At 33.4% G+C, this 20,513-nt stretch carries 19 protein-coding genes; 5 read left to right on the top strand and 14 right to left on the bottom strand.

Translation table 11 applies throughout. From position 1 onward, the window contains the following. Entirely contained in the window at positions 1-825 is an 825-nt protein-coding gene (locus KO515_RS12115) for a glycosyltransferase family 2 protein (protein WP_215936609.1), read from the top strand. Between the two features lies 1 nt (position 826). Here KO515_RS12115 and KO515_RS12110 read toward each other — a convergent pair whose 3' ends face one another. The 4 genes from KO515_RS12110 to KO515_RS12095 all read right to left on the bottom strand — a co-directional run bounded on the left by KO515_RS12110 (position 827) and on the right by KO515_RS12095 (position 4,848). Beyond that, positions 827-1,906 carry a CDP-glycerol glycerophosphotransferase family protein gene (locus KO515_RS12110; RefSeq protein ID WP_215936608.1) on the bottom strand — a complete coding sequence of 360 codons (1,080 nt, stop codon included), beginning with the start codon at positions 1,904-1,906 and terminating at the stop codon, positions 827-829. Between the two features lie 13 nt (positions 1,907-1,919). After that, a complete protein-coding gene (locus KO515_RS12105; protein WP_215936607.1) occupies positions 1,920-2,861 on the bottom strand; it encodes a Stealth CR1 domain-containing protein in 942 nt (313 codons plus the stop codon). A 46-nt stretch (positions 2,862-2,907) separates the two neighbouring features. After that, entirely contained in the window at positions 2,908-3,819 is a 912-nt protein-coding gene (locus tag KO515_RS12100) for an ATP-grasp fold amidoligase family protein (protein WP_252723859.1), read from the bottom strand. Positions 3,820-4,032: 213 nt separating this feature from the next. Further along, positions 4,033-4,848 (bottom strand): 2,3,4,5-tetrahydropyridine-2,6-dicarboxylate N-succinyltransferase, encoded by an 816-nt coding sequence (locus KO515_RS12095; RefSeq protein WP_215936606.1) that lies wholly within the window; start codon positions 4,846-4,848, stop codon positions 4,033-4,035. 372 nt (positions 4,849-5,220) lie between these two features. On the opposite strand from KO515_RS12095, the gene ruvX reads away from it, so the two are divergent. The 4 genes from ruvX to mazG all read left to right on the top strand — a co-directional run bounded on the left by ruvX (position 5,221) and on the right by mazG (position 7,660). Further along, positions 5,221-5,637, top strand: coding sequence for a Holliday junction resolvase RuvX (gene ruvX, locus KO515_RS12090; RefSeq protein ID WP_215936605.1), 417 nt, complete (start codon positions 5,221-5,223; stop codon positions 5,635-5,637). A 137-nt stretch (positions 5,638-5,774) separates the two neighbouring features. Continuing rightward, on the top strand, positions 5,775-6,365 hold the full coding sequence (gene def, locus KO515_RS12085) for a peptide deformylase (protein WP_215936604.1): 591 nt from the start codon (positions 5,775-5,777) through the stop codon (positions 6,363-6,365). Between the two features lie 10 nt (positions 6,366-6,375). After that, positions 6,376-6,807 carry a DUF5606 family protein gene (locus tag KO515_RS12080; protein ID WP_215936603.1) on the top strand — a complete coding sequence of 144 codons (432 nt, stop codon included), beginning with the start codon at positions 6,376-6,378 and terminating at the stop codon, positions 6,805-6,807. A gap of 79 nt (positions 6,808-6,886) precedes the next feature. Continuing rightward, the gene (gene mazG / locus KO515_RS12075; RefSeq protein WP_215936602.1) at positions 6,887-7,660 is read left to right on the top strand and encodes a nucleoside triphosphate pyrophosphohydrolase; all 774 of its coding nucleotides are present in this window, start codon (positions 6,887-6,889) and stop codon (positions 7,658-7,660) included. A 478-nt stretch (positions 7,661-8,138) separates the two neighbouring features. Here the strand turns inward: mazG and KO515_RS12070 are convergent, their stop codons facing one another. The 10 genes from KO515_RS12070 to KO515_RS12025 all read right to left on the bottom strand — a co-directional run bounded on the left by KO515_RS12070 (position 8,139) and on the right by KO515_RS12025 (position 20,504). Continuing rightward, on the bottom strand, positions 8,139-9,014 hold the full coding sequence (locus KO515_RS12070) for a T9SS type A sorting domain-containing protein (RefSeq protein ID WP_215936601.1): 876 nt from the start codon (positions 9,012-9,014) through the stop codon (positions 8,139-8,141). Between the two features lie 179 nt (positions 9,015-9,193). Further along, entirely contained in the window at positions 9,194-11,161 is a 1,968-nt protein-coding gene (locus KO515_RS12065) for a DUF349 domain-containing protein (protein ID WP_215936600.1), read from the bottom strand. 79 nt (positions 11,162-11,240) lie between these two features. Next, a complete protein-coding gene (locus KO515_RS12060; protein ID WP_215936599.1) occupies positions 11,241-12,002 on the bottom strand; it encodes a shikimate dehydrogenase family protein in 762 nt (253 codons plus the stop codon). Further along, positions 11,971-12,990 carry a DUF368 domain-containing protein gene (locus KO515_RS12055; protein WP_215936598.1) on the bottom strand — a complete coding sequence of 340 codons (1,020 nt, stop codon included), beginning with the start codon at positions 12,988-12,990 and terminating at the stop codon, positions 11,971-11,973. Before KO515_RS12055 ends, KO515_RS12060 begins: the two co-directional genes overlap by 32 nt. Continuing rightward, positions 12,990-13,958 carry a DUF368 domain-containing protein gene (locus KO515_RS12050; protein WP_215936597.1) on the bottom strand — a complete coding sequence of 323 codons (969 nt, stop codon included), beginning with the start codon at positions 13,956-13,958 and terminating at the stop codon, positions 12,990-12,992. The genes KO515_RS12055 and KO515_RS12050 overlap by 1 nt, the downstream gene beginning before the upstream one ends. A gap of 40 nt (positions 13,959-13,998) precedes the next feature. Next, a complete protein-coding gene (locus tag KO515_RS12045) occupies positions 13,999-15,405 on the bottom strand; it encodes a tetratricopeptide repeat protein (protein WP_215936596.1) in 1,407 nt (468 codons plus the stop codon). 161 nt (positions 15,406-15,566) lie between these two features. Further along, on the bottom strand, positions 15,567-16,742 hold the full coding sequence (locus KO515_RS12040) for an aspartate aminotransferase family protein (RefSeq protein ID WP_215936595.1): 1,176 nt from the start codon (positions 16,740-16,742) through the stop codon (positions 15,567-15,569). Continuing rightward, complete coding sequence (locus tag KO515_RS12035; RefSeq protein ID WP_252723858.1) at positions 16,743-18,554, bottom strand: OstA-like protein; 1,812 nt, start codon at positions 18,552-18,554, stop codon at positions 16,743-16,745. Between the two features lie 86 nt (positions 18,555-18,640). Beyond that, entirely contained in the window at positions 18,641-19,219 is a 579-nt protein-coding gene (locus KO515_RS12030; protein ID WP_215936594.1) for an outer membrane protein, read from the bottom strand. 4 nt (positions 19,220-19,223) lie between these two features. After that, positions 19,224-20,504, bottom strand: a complete 1,281-nt coding sequence (locus KO515_RS12025; RefSeq protein ID WP_215936593.1) for an adenylosuccinate synthase — start codon at positions 20,502-20,504, stop codon at positions 19,224-19,226. Positions 20,505-20,513: the final 9 nt, after the last annotated feature.

The following is a 20,513-nucleotide window of genomic DNA, read 5'->3' as shown; positions in this document are numbered from 1 at the left end:
ATGCAATCTAATCTACAAGCAACTATAATTATAAGTACCTTCAATAAACCAGAATGGCTTAAACTGGTATTGTTTAGTTTTGATATTCAAACGACTAAAAAGTTTGAAATTATCGTTGCAGATGATGGTTCTGATGAGAAAACAAAAGCTGTAATAGATCAATTTTCTGAGCATAGTGATTTAAAAGTAATCCACGTTTGGCAAGAAGATGATGGTTTTCAGAAAACTAAAATTTTGAATAAAGCCATGCTTGCATCAAACACTGACTATTTGATTTTTACAGATGGTGACTGTATCGCTCGTAAAGATTTTGTTCAAACACATTTAGATCTTAGGAAATTAAAATATGCGCTTTCAGGTGGTTATTTTAAACTAACTGATGACGTTTCTAAAAAAATAAACACTCAAGTAATTAGCGATCAAAAATGTTATGAAAAAGATTGGCTAATAGCTGAAGGGCAGCCTGCCACTTTTAAAATGAATAAGTTGACAAAATCTAAGATAAAATCGAAGTTTTTAAATGTTATAACTCCAACAAAAGCCACTTTTGACGGTATGAATGTATCGTGTTGGAAAAGTGATATTCTAGCAGTGAATGGTTTTGACGAACGCATGAAATATGGAGGAGAGGATAGGGAAGTAGGTGAGCGTATGATGAATAATGGGATCCGATTTTTACAGATACGCTACAGTGCCATCTGTGTTCATTTACATCATGATAGACCTTATGAAAATGAAGACACCACGAGGTTAAATAAGCAAATTAGAAAGGCAACTAAGCGTGAAAAGCGGACGTACACGAAACACGGAATTCAAAAAATGTAAGCTATTTTTTCATAGTGTATGCTTTTGAATAGCTCTTTAGAGTAAAGTAGCCTAAGCGTTTTCTAATTTTGTATTTTCGGATTAAATTGAGGGGTTTTTGTTTTAGGTAGCTCTTATCTTCATGTAGAAATGATATACATGTATCAATAACACGTTTACTCGATTTTCCATCTTGATATGGGTGCAAATCCTTAATAAAGGGTTCTATTTTTTGGAGTATATCGTCAGGGTAGCTTAGTGCATAATTAAATATGTCTTCAAGTTTAGATGCTTTATCTACATGAATTAAATAATCATGATTAAAAGTGTGCTTAAAACTAACTACAGGTTTTTTCTGCAGTAAAAATTCTTGAATCGCAGATGTGGTATCGGCAAATAAAATATCAGAATGTTGAAATAATGGAATAAGATCGGTGGTATTGTGATATGTAAAATGGTCATTTTCCAAAGTCTTCCATTTATTTTTTATGTCATTGGGTATTTTGGGGTGTAAAACCATATCTAATGTATACTGCCCTGTTTCAGATAATTTCTTAATTTCATTGAATACGGTATCGTCAAAAGCAAGACTCAGTCTTTCGGTAAACGTAGACGCTATTAAGATATTTGGTTTAGTATTTGATTGCTGATTCCTAATTGGAAAAAGAGGATCAACCTTACTCCATCCTGTTTCAATAACCTTAAAATGATTATGCTTTTTTTCTAAAGTTTTGAAAACAGAAGTCGTACTTGGACCTTGTGTACAATATAAATCAAAGAATCCGCGTATTCTGAATTCACTAAAAATATGCTTTTTTGAGGGTCTTTTTTGTGCTAAAAAACCATGGAAAATTTGAACTTTAAGTCCCGTAATAAAATCAGGAATGTCATTTGTAGCCGCTAAAACAATATGCGGTTCATAGTTGATTACATCTTGTATCGTGTCTAAAACATTGCGCTTTCCTTGCAATGCATCTTTTCCATCCTTTAGATCGCTAAACCACATTATAGTATGACCTCTGCTTAAAATTTCTTGCTCTAAAGGATTTCCTATGGGTAAAGCATAGCTGTAAGAAATGTATATTAAAAATTTATAAGACATACTTGTGATTAATTTATGATGTTCGTTTTTCTAACCACTCTAAAATATACTCTAAAATATGTGGAGGACTGCGATCTAAGCTTTGAAGTCCTAAAAACAATTTTCCTTTAGTTTTTAGATTTAATTTGAATTTATACCAATATAATGGTTTTTTATAAGATCTAAAATACATCAGTTGAAGATCGTCCTTAAAATAACATGTTTTGTTTTTTATTTCTAAATGATTCGCTAAGCCTTGAGGTGTAAATTGACTCGTTTTTCTGAAGCGATGTTTTATATTTTCTATAAGCACATCTTCGTTAGCTTCAAAATAGGTTTCAAATGTCGATTTTCTAAGCGGATGTGGTGTGTGCTTAAAATTGTAATATTTATTAAATCCGGCTAGCCGAGCTGCATTTTGCTGAATAGATTTATGTCCTACTCTTGGTTTTTTAAATTTTTTATAGAAAATGTCTTTATCAAACTTTAACCATTTTCCTCTCAAAATCGGAAGGCCATTTTTAAAGAAGTCACTGGGTTTGGTGTCATTTATTAAAAAGAAATCATCGTTAAAATAAATGAAATGTTCAGCTAAGCCAGGAATTCTGAATAAACAAGTTTCAATAGGTCTACAGTTAAACGTAGGTAGATAATCTTCATAATCTTTAAACACAACTTTGTGATCTACAATTGAAACTTTTTTATACGTGCCGTCTTTACTGTTTTTTAAAAAATCGGGTATTTGATTATCCGTTATAATGTGAATATTTCTAACGTAAGGTGCATATTTTAAAATAGAATCAATAGTATATTGAATTTCATTGACATGGTCATAACGGGTTCTAAATTTTTCAGCATTAACTCTAGTTTTATCTTCTATAAAAGGTAGCATTTTTGCCTTATGCTTTTCGTCATTTCCGTCTACCCACAGAATTACGGCGTCTATTGGATAGTCCTCAATAATGTCCTTCGTCATAGTATCTAATACTTAATTAAATAAAAATTGTTTCGTTGTCGTTTTATTAAAATTCGGTAATTACCTTTTGTCCATCTTTAAGTTTAGGCAATTTAAAATAATCTCCAATAATTGTATTGTATTCCTCTGGATAGAATGCTTTTCTGGCATCAGATGGGTAAAAAGTCATTTCTCCGAATATAGTTTTACCGTCAACAGAATAAAAATCAACTCTAACAAAAGGTAGTTTTTTAGATAAAATAGTAGCCAAATCTACCATTTCCTTTAGGTTGGTAGGTTTCGGAATCTCAGATGAAATACTTTTATAGGTTTTACTTTTTCCAAAGGGCAATAAGTTAAAATCTAAATCAAAGCAGCCTTGTTTATGGTCTTCTTCTCTGTCTATATGAACATCAATAAATTTAGGTTCGCCATTAAAGCAATAAAATTTATAATCAATTAGCGTGCTTTTGTCAGATTGTTTTAAAAACTTTTCAATGATGAATCTTGGCTTTACATCTTTATAAGCCCATTCTTGACCCATTCTGTAATATTGATTGACCTTAAGCCACTTTTTTAATTTTTGCGTAACTTTTTTAGTATCTAGTTGAGATTTATCCTTGACAATTACATTGTGTCCACTAGAGTGTGTTGCTTTTATAACAAATTGATTGGGTAAATCGTTAAATGGAATAGCCTCGACATTGTCGTAAACTCCATAAATTTCATTAAGATATTTTTTGCCGATGGTCTTTTCTATAATATGCCTAACTTCATATTTATCGACTAAAGTGTTTAAAATCTTTGGTCTATAAAATACTTTATACCATTCTATTTTTGCGTTGAATTCTCTAGGGTCTTTTATGTTCAACTTCTTGCCAGAAAAATATTCGTAATGATACTGTACATATAATTTTGAAGGTAAAAAACGCATTTTTCGTAACTGTCTTAATAAGCTGCGACGTATTTTGTTAGGCATTATTCAAGTGGTTTATGTAAATATAAAATAAAAATAGGTTGTGAATTCTCATTTAAATTAAAATGAGATTCAATATACTAACCGAAAACCAAAACGGTCTGCCTCTATTAAAACATAAAGGAGGTTACTGAATTAATTCACGGTTATAGCATGAAATCATTCTAAGTGTAGAATCCAACCAACAGTTTATAAAACAATTATATTTCCTACATATTAAACGGCTACATCATACTCACGTAAAGCATCATTCAGCGATGTTTTTTTGTTCGTACTTTCCTTTCGCTTTCCTATGATTAATGCACAAGGTACTTGAAATTCTCCAGCTGCAAACTTTTTAGTGTAGCTACCAGGAATAACTACAGAACGAGCTGGTACAACACCTTTGGTTTCTACAGGCTCATCACCAGTAACATCAATAATTTTTGTACTCATGGTTAAAACCACATTGGCACCTAAAACAGCTTCTTTTTCTACTCGGACACCTTCAACCACAATACAACGACTTCCAATAAAAGCACCATCTTCTATAATGACTGGAGCAGCTTGTAATGGTTCTAAAACTCCACCAATTCCAACACCACCAGAGAGGTGAACATTTTTACCAATTTGTGCACAACTACCAACTGTGGCCCAAGTATCTACCATAGTCCCTTCATCTACATAAGCTCCTATGTTTACGTAGCTAGGCATTAAGATAGTACCAGCAGAAATATAGGCTCCATGTCTTGCTACTGCATGAGGAACTACTCTAATTCCTTTTTCAGCATAACCACGTTTTAGTGGGATTTTATCGTGATATTCAAAAATACCAACTTCAAAAGTTTCCATTTTCTGAATCGGGAAATATAAAACAACCGCTTTTTTTACCCATTCATTTACTTGCCATCCATTGTCCGTAGGTTCTGCAACTCGCAATTTGCCAGCATCAACAAGATCAACGACACTTCTAATAGCATCAATAGTGACTTGGTTAGTTAAAAGTGAACGATCGTCCCACGCATTTTCTATAACAGATTGTAATTGTTTCATATTTTGAATTGTATTAAGAGTTCAAAGATACTTTTATAATGATTGACGCTAAAATACTTTATGAAAAAAATGTGACGCTTAAATAAATGTGGTGTCTTAATACTAATTAAATGCTTTGATATTTCTCATAGGTATCTAAGACTTTAACTAATAGCTAATTTTGAAAACTCCTCTTCCCCCATTGATTGAGGAGTTTTCTTTTTTTATTGAGAAAACATGTGACCAATGAAAAAATGTTGTGTCTTAATTGTAATTAACACAGTGATTTATTTTTAGAGGGGATATATCATATGATTAATTGGTTTGATTGATTATTTTATAAAACGCTTCTTTTTTTTAAGAAGCGTTTTTTATTGCGTTATCTTTGCATTTATGGGACGAATTTTAGCCATTGATTATGGCACAAAACGAACAGGATTAGCAGTTACTGATGAAATGCAGATTATAGCATCTGGTCTCACCACTGTAGAGACTAAAGAACTGCTTCCATTTATTAAAAAATATATATCTACTGAAAAAGTGGAGAAGATTGTCGTTGGTTTGCCAAAGCAAATGGATAATACGGCTTCAGAAAGCGAAGTCTATATTCAGAAGTTTTTATTGCAATTATCTAAAGCGATTCCACAAATTCCAGTGGAACGGGTAGATGAACGCTTTACGTCTAAGATGGCTTTTCAAACCATGATAGATAGTGGATTGAAGAAAAAACAACGGAAGAATAAAGCATTGGTTGATGAAATTAGTGCAACTTTAATTCTTCAGAGTTATCTTTCGAGTCGTCAGTTTTAAGCATAGCGTAACAAAGTATATGCTAGAACGTATGAAAACTTAGCAGTCTTGTGAGAACATATTATTAGAATTTAGTTTTTACAATTTGAAATATTATGTTAGAATTTGGTACTTTTGCACCCGAAAATAAATAAATTATGATTTTACCTATCGTAGCCTATGGCGATGCTGTTCTGAAGAGAGAGGCCAAGGAAATTGACAAAGATTATCCGAAGTTAAATGAGCTTATTGACAACATGTATGAAACCATGTATGGTGCGTATGGTGTTGGATTGGCTGCTCCTCAAATAGGTTTAGCAATTCGGTTGTTTCTTGTGGATACTAGTCCTTTTGCGGATGACGAAGAGCTTACAGAAAGTGAGAGAGCGCAAATGAAAAACTTTAAGAAGACATTCATTAATGCTCAGATTTTAGAGGAAGAAGGAGACGAATGGGCCTTTAATGAAGGGTGTTTAAGTATACCTGATGTAAGAGAAGATGTGTTTAGACGACCAAACATTAAAATTCAATATCAAGATGAGAATTTTGAGACCCATGTTGAAGAATATGATGGTTTAATAGCACGTGTTATTCAACATGAATACGACCATATTGAAGGTATTTTATTTACAGATAAACTATCATCATTTAAAAAGCGTTTAATAAAAGGACGACTTACCAATATTTCAAAAGGTAAGATTAAAATTGATTACAGAATGCGATTTCCTGCAATGAGCAAGAAACGTTAATAAAATATATATGAGCTTAGATAAAATTTTATCCATTTCTGGAAAACCAGGTTTATACCAAATCGTAACGCAAACTAGAACAGGTGCTGTTGTAGAATCATTAATTGATAAAAAACGCATCACCGTTGGTGCGCATAGTAATATTAGTATTCTTAGCGAAATTGCTATTTATACATTAGCCGAAGAAGTACCGTTAAGAGACGTACTAAAAAAGGTTAAAGAGAAGGAAGGTGGACAACCAACATCTATCAGTCATAAAGATGGAAAAGACGTTTTAGAAGAGTTTTTCTTTGAGGTGTTACCAGATTATGATGAAGATCGTGTGTATCCTTCAGATATTAAGAAAGTCGTACAATGGTACAATTTACTTCAAAAAAATAATCTTTTAGATTCACTTGAAGAATCAAAAGAAGCGAAAGAGACTTCTGAAGAAGAAGAATAAATAAGACGTCAGTTCGAGTGGTTAGGAGCTGAAAGCTTTCAGTTCGAAATTATATCGAGAACATATTATACCAAAAATAATGTCTGATAAAGCAGCCCAATTAAAAGCCTTTGAGCGTTTGTTGATTATCATGGACGAGTTGCGAGAGCAATGTCCTTGGGATAAAAAACAAACCATGGAATCCTTGCGTCACCTCACTATTGAAGAGGTTTATGAACTTGGTGATGCTATTCTAGATAATGATTTAGAAGAGGTTAAAAAGGAATTGGGTGATGTGTTGCTTCATATTGTGTTCTATTCTAAAATAGGAAGTGAAACTAATGACTTCGATATTGCAGATGTCTGTAACAGTATCTGCGATAAACTAATAGATCGTCATCCGCATATTTATGGTGATGTAGTCGTTAAAGACGAGGCTGAAGTAAAACGAAATTGGGAACAACTGAAACTTAAAGAAGGTAAAAGTAGTGTACTCGAAGGTGTACCCAAAAGTTTGCCTGCTGTTGTAAAAGCGAGTCGCATACAAGAAAAAGTAGCCGGAGTAGGCTTCGATTGGGAAGCACCAGAACAGGTTTTTGAAAAAGTAGAAGAGGAGATTGCCGAATTAAAAGTTGAAATTGCAAAAGGAGATCAAGATGCAATTGAAAGTGAGTTTGGTGATGTGATGTTCTCCATGATAAATTATGCACGCTTTCTTAAAGTCAATCCTGAGAATGCCTTAGAACGGACCAATAAGAAATTCATAAAACGTTTTCAGTATTTAGAATCTAAAGCAAAGGAGCTAGATAAATCACTAAAAGATATGACACTTTCTGAAATGGATGTCTTTTGGGAAGAGGCAAAATTGTTGTAACGAGCTTTGTCATTCCTGCAACGGCAGGAATCTCCCTTAAATTATGGTTTTTAAGTTTATAGTAAACTTATTGAAAATAGACATCTAGATATCATAATAGCCTTTCTGAATTGTAATTAAATCCTTTACAGTCGTCTTATTTTTTAATTTGAAAGCCTGTACTAAAGTTTCAACTTACATCTTGAAATGGTAATGGTAAGGTGCAATTTGTTAAAGTTTTCTAAAAATCAAAACCTAAACATCCAAAACTAAACTTTGTGCGTAAATACTGTATATAAAAACAAAAGCGTTTTTATAATCTTAGTAGGAAATCTTAATTATTATTTTAAGCGGTTGTAATTAAGGTTAATTTAGTTTAGTTAGGGCAAAACCCACTTGTAAAGCACAAGTGGGTTTTGATATTTTAGGCTTTAGCCTATATTGGTTTATTAGATCTCAATTGAATTCAATATTAAAATATAGACATTGAGAATGCCGTCTAATTTTTTATTAATTTTTCTCTATAGATGTCTCCATCGGCATTTTTTATCTCAACAATATAATTACCACTATTCAAATCTTGAATATTTATTTCCTGATTTAATTTAGAATAGCCTTCTTTTACCGTTCTTCCTAATAAATCAATAATACCATAGCTAATATCTTCAGTAACGTTTTCGTTGCTAGTTACAGTAATAGCATTGCTAGTTGGATTTGGAAATAATTTTAATTCTGATTTTACAGCGATTTCTTCTGTACTCAAAGTTTGGCTTTCAGCCATGATGTTGTCAATATCTAAAACCGCTTCGATGGGATCAGATTCCCAAGCAGGTACATCATTGTGTAATATTCTCATTTCTTCTACGCCTTGACTTCCACTTCCGAAGGTAACCGCATAATTGAAAGTGTCTGAGAGTGCTGTTATGTTTTCTTCAAGAATAGAAAAAGAAATTCGTTTCCATCCTTCGTTTGGTAAAACAGCTATGGCATTAGTTGTACTGCAACGATAAATAAGACCATAATCGGTTTGAAAAGATAACCTTAAAAATATAACATTATCACCTGAATTTCTAACATCCATTGATATGTATTTAACACGACTCGACAGATTACCTTGATAGTAGTTACCTTGCCATTGCGCATTATTTTTAGTCATTAATTCAAGATCAGAACCTGAACCGCTTGAGGTTACTCGTAAAAAATTATCCCCGTCACCAGAAGGACCTCCGTCATAAATATTTTCGTTAGCAATAGAATTGTTTTTGGTCCAGTTGCCCATCGTATAATCTTCAAAATCATCAACCTGATCTAATTCAACTTGTGATAATGCAATAGTTGGTAGGCATAATAGTAATAAACGTAGTGTTTTTTTCATAATATTTGGGTGTTTAAATTGTTTGATTGAATTGATTTGTATTTAGAAATAGGACATAATGTATTTGTGATGCTGAGACTAAACTTCTTTAATATTTGGCTTATTACAGAAAGTATTTGCTTATAACAAACGGGTTGTGTGTTATAAGCAAATGAGTTACATCTAAATTCTATAGGATTTTAGTTATACATGCCACGAACCTTGGATAATTTGGCTTTCCAGGTGTCTAATTCTTTTTTGTGGTTGGCAATATTCTTATGGACATCTTTAACTAATGGATTATCTGATTTTACATTAGAGAAAAATTGTAAATTATTTTCTAATTGATTAATCTCAGATTTTATCTCGTCAATACGCTTTTTGATAAAGTTATACTCATTATCAAGTAATCTGGTATCATCAGGATTTGCTAAATTCTCAAGCTTACTTTCAAACTTAATCATTTCTAATTTAGACTTATCCATTTTAAGCTTGTCAAAAGCATCATCAATGGCTTTGTAGAATTTTCCATCAATATAACGCTTGTTTTGTGGTACGTATCCTACTGCTTTCCACTCAGCAATTTTATCTTGTAATGTTTTTATATCTGCTTTTGGATCTTCAGTAAATTCTAAAGTTTTTAAATCGTCTAGAAGTTTCACTTTTTTGTCAAACGCATCATATAAATGTTGGTCTTGAGCTTTACGCTCAGCATGCATTCTATCAAAATAATGATTACAAGCGGCTTTGAATTGTTTCCAAATTTTATCGCTATCGCGTCTCGGCACATGACCAATCTTTTTCCATTCATTCTGAATTTTCTTCATCAATGGGGTTATGGTCGCAAAGTCATCACTATCTTTATTGTCTTCAGCGATTTGAATTAAATCTTTTTTCTTCTTAAGATTGTCGTATTGATCTTTCTTTAAATTTTTATAAAAGCTGTTTTTGCCGCGATTAAAAGTTCTAACCGCTGTTTTAAATTTTGCCCAAGTACTTTCATTTACCTTTATTGGAACTTTTCCGGCTTTAAAGAATGAATCTCTTAAGGCTTCAACATCTTTAATTTTTTTCTGCCAAGCACTGTGAGAATTTCCAGTATCCTCAGCAATAGCTTCAATTTTAGCTATAATTTCTTCTTTGCGCTCAAGATTTTTTTCATGAGCTTTATCCATATCTGCAAAATAAGCTTGACGCTTATCATGAATCAATTTTGTAGCATTACTAAAGCGTTCCCAAATGACTTCTCTATGTTCTTTGCCTACTGGACCTAATTCTTCTTTCCATAGTTTATGTAATACTTGCAATTCTCTGAAAGAACGGTTGGTATTTTCATCTTCTGCTAACTCTTCAGCACGTTCTATGATTTTTAGTTTCTGATCATAATTATGCTTAAAATCCATATCTCTCAAATCATTATTGAGGTGTAAAAAGTCATAAAAACGTTCTACATGATGATGGTATGTATTCCAAGCATTATTGTATTTATCCCTTGGAATTGGTCCTGCGTTACGCCATTTTTCCTGAAGTTCTTTGAAGGTTTTATAGGTGGTACCCATATTTTCTTCAACACTAAGCAGTCCTTTTATATCCTCAATAATTTGAAGTCTGTCTTCAAGGTTCTGCTTAAGGTTTTGCTCGCGCTCTTTGTAATACGCATTAATAGTTTGCTTGTAGTCTTTATAATGCGAATTGAATTGCTTTTTGGTATCGTTGGTATAATAGAAGTCTATTTCGCTACCACCATCTTCAATAAATTCTTCCTTTTTTTCATCGAGAAGCTCACTGAATTTAGCATTAAACTCACTTTTTATTTCATTAACATGTTTTGATATGGTCTGTACTTTATGGTCTTTTAAGAGTCTACCGAATTCAGCAGTTAACTCATCCATAGACATGGCGTGATAATCCTTTTCTTCTACATCATGACGTTCGGCATTGGATTCATCTTCAGCATCCTCAGCATTAGAAGCTTCGATTTCATCAACATGATCGTCTTTAGCTGCTTCCGCAGAGGTTGTCGTGTCTGCTGTAGTTTCAACTTCAGACGTTTCAGCATCTTTAATACCGTCTTCCGTTTTAACTTCAGCTTGTGGTGTGGGAGTAGTTTCAGTTGATTCTACTGCTTTGTTTCCATCTGCATTTTGCAGGTTATCATTCTCAGACATGTGTCAAATAGTTTTTATAATTGTTAAAGATACTAACTAGCGGTTTAACTACAAAGGAAATGCTTGTAGACCTTAGCTATTAAGACTTATTCCATATTTCCCATGATTTTTCAGCTTGAAGCCTTAACATTTCAAGTCCATTTATAGTTGTGGCACCTTTAAGTTCTCCACATAGTAAAAATTTGGTTTGCTCTGGGTTGTAAATAAGATCATATAAAATATGCTTACTTGTAATGGCATCATACGGAATATCCGGACACTGATTAACATTTGGGAAAGTGCCTATTGGTGTACAATTGATAATAATGGTATACTGTGAAATAATATCACTTGTTAAATCGGTGTAAAGATAAGTCACGTTTTCTTTTTGCGATCGAGAGACAAAATCATATTTAATTTTCAATTTCTTAAGCGCGTAAGCAATTGCTTTAGAGGCACCACCCGTACCGAGAATTAATGCTTTTTTATGATGCGATTTTAAATGGGGTTTTAGGGAGTTCTTAAAACCGTAAAAATCGGTATTGTAACCTATGATTTTATTCTTTTTTGTAAACCGAATGGTGTTTACTGCTCCAATTTTATCGGCTTGTTTATTGAGTTTATCAAGTAGAGGAATCACCTGTTCCTTATAAGGAATTGTAACGTTAAGTCCTTTTAAATTAGATGTGTTATCTATGATGGCTTTAAGCTCATCAATAGATTGTAAATCGAAATTCACATACGAATGTGGTGAATTTTCAGATTCGAATTTTTCTTTAAAATAACCTCGCGAAAAAGAGTAGGAGATGTCTTTTCCTACCAGTCCGAATTTAAATTTTAATTTGTCTTGTGCGTTCTCCATACCATTCTAATCCTAAAACTATGAGGATTCCTAGGGCAATATAAACAATTGCTATGTAAGTTTCGGTGTTCAATTCTGGTAAATAACGCTGGTAATTAGCAATGATTTGTTTACCAGTGGAATCCAAAATAGTAACACCTTCAGAATCTATTTTATAAATCGTTTTTTTCCATGGCCAAACAACTCCTAACGAACCGATGATAAAACCCATTATCGTAGCGAGTGTGATGAATTTGTAATGCTTCAGAATATAACTTAATATATGCGAAAAAGTCACCAATCCTGCCACTGACCCTAGTGTAAATACTGCTAAAACTTGTAACATTCGAATGCGATAGGTGTTATGAATAAATTCAAAATTACCGCTAAATATATCGAACATCGTATCGTAAAGTGCATTTACCGAATCCACTAAAAGCAATACATAATTTCCTAATAAGATAAGAATAAAAGATCCAGAAAATCCAGGTAACGTCATGCCAGACACACTAATAATACCACAAAAGAAGACAAAAAATAGGTTGTCGTTTTCCGTTGCAGGATCTAGAAAACTAACACTAATACCCGCGATGGCTCCAAGAATTAATGCTACTAATGTGGTTCTATTCCATTCTTTAAAATCCTTAGAGATATAATAGATAGAACCTAAGATCATTCCGAAAAAGGTACTCCAAACATAGAGCTCGTAGTGTACAATGAGGTAATCTAATAGTTTAGAAACACTAAAATAACTCACTATCATTCCTAAAAAGAGTAAGCCTAAGAACTTCCCATTGATATAGCGATAGAAGCTACTGAACCTGCCGTTAAATAAGAGTTTAAACGCCGTTTTATTAACCCGTTGTAAAGAATATATGAACTCTTCATAGAAACCAGCTACAAAAGCAACAACGCCTCCAGAGACGCCTGGAACTTTGTTGGCAGCTCCCATAGCCAAGCCTTTAATGACTAAAAATACACGATCTTTAAAGGATCTTGTGCTTTGCATTACACCTTGTTTTTTTGTTTCCCTAAACTTTCTAGAATAAGAATCGTTGCAAAACCGACCACTATAAAAATGATGGCCATTACAATTTCATTGTCACCTGTATATGATGTTGGTAAAATACTTTTGTCGAGTAAGGTTACAATTTCGCCTTCCGAATTAATACGTGTTTTTAAGACTTCTTTCCAAGGCCAAATTTTATTTAGAGACCCAATCATAAATCCGGTTAGAATCGCTAACGTCAGGTTTTTATGATGCTTAAACATCCAATTTAAAGCTTTAGAAAATACTTTAAGTCCAATAACAGCCCCAATACCAAGCAAAATAAATTTCAACAAGGCATCTTTAAAAAGCTCCATATTTCCATTTAATAACCCATCTCTTAGATTATTAATGGTATCAATTGCCGTTTGGTACGCTCCAAGAATAAGCAAAATGAAGGCACCAGAAACACCTGGTAAAATCATAGCAATAATGGCAATAAACCCACAGAATAATAAATAGTATGGACTGTCTGGTGAAGCAAAAGGTTCCGCTAATGTTATATAGAATGAAAGTATGGATGTTATGATAATAGCAATTACTAATTTTAAGGACCAACCTTTAATTTGCTTAGCGATGTATAAAATACTCGCCAAAACAAGTCCAAAGAAGAAGGACCAAAGTAAAATAGGTTCGTTGTGTAATAACCATTTTATGATTTTAGCTAATGATAATATGCTGATGGCTATCCCAGAAAAAAGTGCAATTAAAAAATTCCCATTGAAGGAATTCCAAGCGGCTTTAAATCCGTCTTGTTTCCAAACTTTGAAAATACTAAGATTAACCTTATCAATACTTTCAATAAGTTCTTCGTAAATACCAGATATAAAAGCAATGGTTCCGCCAGAAACACCTGGAACAACATCTGCTGCGCCCATTGCAATACCTTTAAAAGTAATAACTAAATAATCTATGAATCGTCTTTGCATTTTATTTAAAAAAATATGAAATGCTAAGGTATGATTTTTTTTAGTTTGATGCCTTTTTACCTTCTGTAATTATGGCTTTAATCATTGGCTTATCTATCAGTTGTGGAAATAATTCTGAAATAATAAAGTTATAATCAATATTTAGTCGGGTGGCATTTTTGAGATGAAAACGACCTTCTTCAATTTGATGAACGGTAAAATACAGACCAGCTATACGGTACTCTATTTCGGCATTTTCTGGATAAAACTCAGAAGCTTGAAGTAAATTATATATAGCCGCTTCATATTCTCCTAACGTAGTTAAAACATCCGACCTATTTAACCAGGTATCTAATTCGTAATTACCTAAATCTAAAGCGCGTTTGTAACCACGCTCTGCTTCTTCAAGAAAATTTAAGCGTTTGTTTACTGTGGCATATAATTTCCAATAAAGAACATTCTCACCATCTATAATAACGGCTTTATTGATGTAGTACAATGCTTTTTGATAGTTTAAACGCTTTGTGTAAAACTTGGTTATCGCCACCCAACCCTTATCAAGTAATGGGTCTTCATCTATTGTTTTTTTGAAAAACTGAATGGCTAAATCTTCTTGTCCGAGTTTGGCGTAGCATTGCCCAATACGCAACAGTGCAAAAGACGTTGGATCTTCTAATGCTAAGGTAATTTTGTAGTTGTCAATAGCCTCTTCATACTGTTTTAATTTTTCTAAGACTTTACCTTTTTCGATATAAGCACCAACAAACGTGTCATCTGAGATAATTGCAAAATCAAATGCCGTATTCGCTTTGGCGTAATCCTTTATGGTGTAATACTGTCTACCTAATTGATGCCAAGCAACTTCACAATACGGATTTGTGTTTAAAAACGTATTTAGATAGTCTATAGCTTCCGTATTCTTATTAAGAAAATCGTAACAATACACAATATTATGAAGCGCAGAATAATCTGAAGTATCGCTTTCTAAGCATTTTTGAAAATAAATAATGGCATTTTCAAATTGGTCTAAAAATAAATACTCCATACCCACTAAAGCATATAAGTCAGCATCATCTTCTGGTGTATTTGATAAGTCTATTGCAATCAGTAACGTATCTATAGCTTGCTGATGTTTATCTTGTTTAGATAATACATTAGCTTTTTGAATAAAAATCTCTTCGTTATTAGGTTCAATATTATGAAGCCTATCTAAGAGATCATTTGCTTCTTTAAACTTGTTTTCAATAACTAAAATTTCAACTTGAAATAGTCTTAAGTTAATGGACGAAGGATGCTGTTCTAAACCTAATTTAATGGCGCGCTTAGATAGTGCAATTTTGCCATTCTCTAAATAGTGGTGTATAATATTTTCGAACTCGTTAGAATCAAAGAACAATATATTATTGGTCTTTAACATCGATTCAAATCGAGTAAGAGGGAAGTTTTCGTCGTCTTGACTTTGCTGCATAAATAGTTCAATGGTTCGCTGAAATAAAATTACAGTTATCCTTTACTCAACATCCGTTTTTGAACTAATGTTCTTAACAAATTAATTAACATTCAAATTATCATTTATGTCAAAGGGCTTAATGGTTTGAAAATGAGTGAATTGAATGCTTTTTGATTTGGTTAAATTTGATTCAAAATTGAAGTTATAATACGACATCCTTCTATTATTTCATCATTAGAAATGGTTAACGGAGGTGTAATTCGAATAGCTTTCGGTTCAAAAAGTAGCCAAAATAAGATTAAGCCTTGGTCTTGGGCTTTCAAAATCACTTCATTTGTAATGTCTGCGGTATCTGTAAAAGCGGCTAACATTAAACCACGACCTCTAATCTCTGTGATATGTTTATGTTGAAGATGTTCCCTAACCAATTGCTCTTTTTTTAAAGCTTCTGACATGAGATTTGTTTGGGTGATTTCTTTTAAAGTCGCTAAAGCTGCGGCTGCAATTACGGGATTGCCGCCGAACGTTGTTATATGTCCAAGTTTTGGATTATCGCTCAACGAATCCATCATTTCTTTTGATGCGGTAAAAGCACCAATTGGTAAACCACCACCTAAACCTTTGCCTGTAACTACAATATCTGGTTGGCAGTTGTAGTTTTGGAATCCGAATAATTTTCCAGTTCTTCCGATTCCTGGTTGAATTTCATCAAGAATAAAAACGGCACCAACAGCATTACAACGTTGCTGTACTTTGGATAGATAGTTATAAGTAGGTTCAATAAAACCGGCTCCTCCTTGGATAGTTTCAAGAATAACGGCTGCAGTCTCTTCTGTGATGTTTTCTAAGTCTTGTTCAGAATTAAATTCTATATGCTTTATATCTGGAATTAATGGTAGAAACGGTTGTTTACGTTCTTCATAGTCCATAAGACTTAGAGATCCCATAGTATTGCCATGATAGGCATTTTTAGCTGCAATAATTTCGGATCGACCAGTGAAACGTCTGGCTAACTTTAGACTGCCTTCAATTGCTTCAGTTCCAGAATTTACAAGATATGTAGATTCTAAAGGCTGTGGTAAATGTTGGGCTAATAACTTTGTTAATTCTAAGGCTGGTTTTTGAATGTATTCTCCATACACCATGACATGAAGGTATTTATCCAATTGGTCCTTTATTGCCGAAACAACTTTTGGATGCGAATGTCCTAAACTACATGCGGAAACTCCAGCTACAAAATCGAGATAGGCTTTGCCTTTGGAATCATAAATATAAGATCCTTTAGCACGACTTATTTCCATGGCCAATGGATGTGGAGTCGTCTGTGCTTGGTATTTTAGAAATGCATCTTTCAATTATAGACCTTCTTTTTTGATTACGGATTTCAGTGGTGTCGTCGTTGTAGAGTCTGTCTTTTTGGTTGCAGATTCTAATGGTTTTACTTCGGTCTTTTTAGGAAGGTTTCGAGCCGCTTTATTCTCTTTTTCTGGAGTTGCTTTTCCAGCTTCTTCAATACGTTCCGTAACACTATCATCAATAAATTCTTCTGGTGGAATGTAATCGCGTAATCCTTTAATTATAGGTAAGTCTAAAGGTGGATCATCACTAAATAAATCTTCAACAGACAGTGGTTGTTCATCGCCACGCCAATCGAAGTCTCTTAGTCGCTTACCACTTTTAGGGAAGTCGGATTCTGGGAAAATATTACCATCAATTTGATTGATAAAACGGACTTCATCTATAGTTTGGTCAATAATTTTAACATTAATACTACCTGATTTCGATTTTTGAATACCTATTAATTCTCCGTCGTCATTTCGCAAATACCGAATGGTTTCTGCATTTTTAATAATATCAACATTGTAGAGTTCATTGTCCTTGAATAACCCAATTAGGTATAACCCTTTTATTTGGTTGTAATTATTCTCTCCAATGGTATCTTTATTTATTAAAAATGAATTGTCAAATACTTTTAATGAGTCTAATTGTTCGGTTTTTGGGTTAGAAATTAAATGAATTGTATCTCCAGACATTTGGTTACCGATATTCCATAGGATAGGTTTTCGTTTCGTAGCAAAAACATCTGCAGAACTAAATCTATTAAGGTTAATTAATTGGGTTAAGCCTTCTTTGTGGTTGACATGAATAGAATCAGCTTTACCGGCCATATTGCTTTTGTACAATCTTGCGTTATAATATGCGCGAGTGATACGATTTTCGGGTTGGCCAGTAACCATGAGTGTATCTGCATGGATATAAATTGAATCGTTATCTTGAACGGTAATCGCTAAAGCACGTTTAGTAATGTACATGGAGTCTTTTGCGCGCCAAACTTCGGCATAATGACCTTTTACAATACTTTTATTAAGTGTATCGGTGACGGTAATGTTATTTGTGGCTGAAGCGAAACTTTTATCGCGATCAAAATATAAGCTATCTCCTTCTATAGTGCGATTGTCGTAGTCGATTTTAGCGTTACGTTGAAAATGTCCTATATTGTTATTGGTGTCATAAAATCCACGTTCAGAATAAATTTTACTCGCTTCTCCAACGATTGTCGAAGGACCAAAAAGATAAGCGAATCCATTTTCTGTAAAGAAATCGAGACGTTCTGTGTTAAGTGTATATTTTGGATTAACAAGTACCACATCTTGTACAAATTGGTATTTGCTAGAATTCATGTAATACCTTCCAATTTGGCTGGTAATAGTTCCCGAAGTATCTCTTACGACTGTTCCTCGAGTATTATAATAAGCTTGCTGCTTTAGGCGATCAAAATAAAGGGTGTCGGTTTTAAGAACGGATTGCGGTTCTGTTAAAACGACGTCACCTCTGGCAATGGCCAATTGAGATTTTCCACTATATTCTAAATATTTAGCAACCATGTTAATGGAGTCTCCTTGTTTCATTACAACGTTGCTAAAGGCTTCTATAAAGTCTTGGTCTTCATAATAAATGGCCTTATCGCAAAACAGATCAGCCCCTTTATGTATAAAGTGGACTTGTTTTGACTTGTCTCGAAGGAAAACCAAAGCTCCTTCTTTAATATCTGGAGATGTTGAAGTACTACCAGAATATTTTACGGTTATTTTCTGTCGTTCTTGTGCAAAGCTAAAGAAGACCGCCGTGAAGCAAATAGTAAAAAGAAAATATTTAAATGGTTTCAAAAGACATATATTTTTTACAAAATAACACTTATTAGAATGGCTTTAGTGTGCGTTAACGTTTTTTTTAACAGATAATTATGGTCGTATTAGAATTTGTAACCCAATCCAATCTTTAAAATATTAATATTTGTATTGTAAGTAATATCTGGGATATCGTGGTCTGTAGCAAGTTTTACAAAATCGTATTGAAGTAGAAGTAAGACTTTAGAAGTAAGGTCGTAAGCTAATGCGACATTAAAATTAAAGCCCGAACTGTTTTCACTATCATACTGAGTGTTGTTAAGTAACGTGGCTTCATTGACTGGTTTAAACATAAAAATACTATATCCTAACCCTACAGAAGGATGAAACTTTGTAAGGTTAGGTAAATATAATTTTGCAAAAACTCTAGGTTGAATAGTAAACAGTTTAACATCAGCTGGTTGTGTGGGTTCTTGTACGGATTTTTTTAAATAACCTGCGTTAAGCGAACCCCCAATATGGAAGATCTTTAAGTTAGCAAAACGATATTGAAGCCCCAAGTCAATGATGCCTTTATAGTTTTGACCTACAAAATTATCATCGAGCGTTATAGGATAACTTAATTCTATCTGTCCGTTTGAATTTTGGGAATACCCTACAATTGAAACAAGACCTAAGATAAAAAAAGCAACCTTTTGAACCATATACTTAAACCGTCTTGCGAATAATGGTTTGTTTACGATCAGGACCTACAGATACAATTGTAATAGGAATGTTTAATTCTTTTTCTAAGAACTCAACATAACCGTTAAGATTTTCTGGAAGTTGCGAAGCTTCGGTCATTCCTGTTAAATCAGCAGCCCAACCTTTTACTTCTGTATAGATAGGTGTGATGTTTTCTTCTTCAATATTGTAAGGTAAATGTGTAATCGTTTCACCTTTATAGTTGTAAGCAGTACATACTTTAAGGGTTTCAAATCCAGAAAGCACATCTCCTTTCATCATAATGAGTTGTGTCACTCCATTAACTTGACATGCATAACGTAACGCTACTAAGTCTAACCAACCGCAACGTCTTGGGCGACCAGTTGTAGCTCCGAATTCGTTTCCAACTTTAGCCATTGTTTCACCATCTTCGTCAAATAATTCTGTAGGAAATGGACCTGAACCAACACGAGTTGTATAAGCTTTAAAAATACCGAAGACTTCACCAATTTGGTTAGGTGCAACACCTAAACCTGTACAGGCACCTGCTGCTGTTGTATTTGAAGACGTTACAAAAGGGTATGTTCCGAAGTCAATATCTAATAAAGACCCTTGAGCTCCTTCTGCTAATATAGATTTACCTGACTGTTGTGCTTGATGGATGTATTCTTCAGAATCAATAAAAGCTAAACTTTTTAAAGTTTCAATAGCTTCGAAGAAATCGGCTTCTAATTCTTTTAAATCGTATTGAATATCAACATTGTAAAATTCAATCATCGCTTCGTGCTTGTCTGCTAAAGCTCTGTATTTATCTTTCCAATCGGCTAATTCAATATCGCCAACTCTTATTCCGTTTCTGCCGGTTTTGTCCATGTATGTTGGACCAATACCTTTTAAAGTAGATCCAATTTTTGCTTTTCCTTTAGAAGCTTCACTCGCAGCATCCAATAAACGGTGTGTTGGTAAGATGATATGAGCTTTACGCGAAATACAAAGAGATTTTTTATAATCTACATTTTGCTCTTCTAACTTATCGAGCTCTTTTTTGAAAATAACAGGGTCAATAACAACACCATTACCAACAAGATTCACTTTGTTTTCGTGAAAAATACCTGAAGGGATCGTGTGTAAAACATGTTTTTTACCGTTAAACACTAAAGTGTGACCTGCATTTGGGCCACCTTGAAAACGTGCAATAATATCGTAATTAGAGGTAAATACATCGACAATTTTTCCTTTGCCTTCATCTCCCCATTGTAATCCAAGTAGTAAATCTACTGCCATTTTAAAATT

The organism is Winogradskyella psychrotolerans (assembly GCF_018860545.1).
Classification (GTDB): Bacteria; Bacteroidota; Bacteroidia; order Flavobacteriales; family Flavobacteriaceae; genus Winogradskyella; species Winogradskyella psychrotolerans_A.
Note: the sequence above shows the minus strand (reverse complement) of the source record. Positions and strands in the feature narration are given on the sequence as shown.

Coding starts and splice junctions, on each gene's coding strand:
- KO515_RS12095 (WP_215936606.1), bottom strand. CDS start 4,848: ATGAAACAATTACAATCTGTTATAGAAAATGCGTGGGACGATCGTTCA.
- KO515_RS12115 (WP_215936609.1), top strand. CDS start 1: ATGCAATCTAATCTACAAGCAACTATAATTATAAGTACCTTCAATAAA.
- KO515_RS12065 (WP_215936600.1), bottom strand. CDS start 11,161: ATGTCTGAGAATGATAACCTGCAAAATGCAGATGGAAACAAAGCAGTA.
- KO515_RS12045 (WP_215936596.1), bottom strand. CDS start 15,405: ATGCAGCAAAGTCAAGACGACGAAAACTTCCCTCTTACTCGATTTGAA.
- KO515_RS12050 (WP_215936597.1), bottom strand. CDS start 13,958: ATGCAAAGACGATTCATAGATTATTTAGTTATTACTTTTAAAGGTATT.
- KO515_RS12030 (WP_215936594.1), bottom strand. CDS start 19,219: ATGGTTCAAAAGGTTGCTTTTTTTATCTTAGGTCTTGTTTCAATTGTA.
- KO515_RS12055 (WP_215936598.1), bottom strand. CDS start 12,990: ATGCAAAGCACAAGATCCTTTAAAGATCGTGTATTTTTAGTCATTAAA.
- KO515_RS12105 (WP_215936607.1), bottom strand. CDS start 2,861: ATGACGAAGGACATTATTGAGGACTATCCAATAGACGCCGTAATTCTG.
- ruvX (WP_215936605.1), top strand. CDS start 5,221: ATGGGACGAATTTTAGCCATTGATTATGGCACAAAACGAACAGGATTA.
- KO515_RS12025 (WP_215936593.1), bottom strand. CDS start 20,504: ATGGCAGTAGATTTACTACTTGGATTACAATGGGGAGATGAAGGCAAA.
- KO515_RS12070 (WP_215936601.1), bottom strand. CDS start 9,014: ATGAAAAAAACACTACGTTTATTACTATTATGCCTACCAACTATTGCA.
- KO515_RS12100 (WP_252723859.1), bottom strand. CDS start 3,819: ATGCCTAACAAAATACGTCGCAGCTTATTAAGACAGTTACGAAAAATG.
- def (WP_215936604.1), top strand. CDS start 5,775: ATGATTTTACCTATCGTAGCCTATGGCGATGCTGTTCTGAAGAGAGAG.
- KO515_RS12080 (WP_215936603.1), top strand. CDS start 6,376: ATGAGCTTAGATAAAATTTTATCCATTTCTGGAAAACCAGGTTTATAC.
- mazG (WP_215936602.1), top strand. CDS start 6,887: ATGTCTGATAAAGCAGCCCAATTAAAAGCCTTTGAGCGTTTGTTGATT.
- KO515_RS12110 (WP_215936608.1), bottom strand. CDS start 1,906: ATGTCTTATAAATTTTTAATATACATTTCTTACAGCTATGCTTTACCC.
- KO515_RS12060 (WP_215936599.1), bottom strand. CDS start 12,002: ATGGAGAACGCACAAGACAAATTAAAATTTAAATTCGGACTGGTAGGA.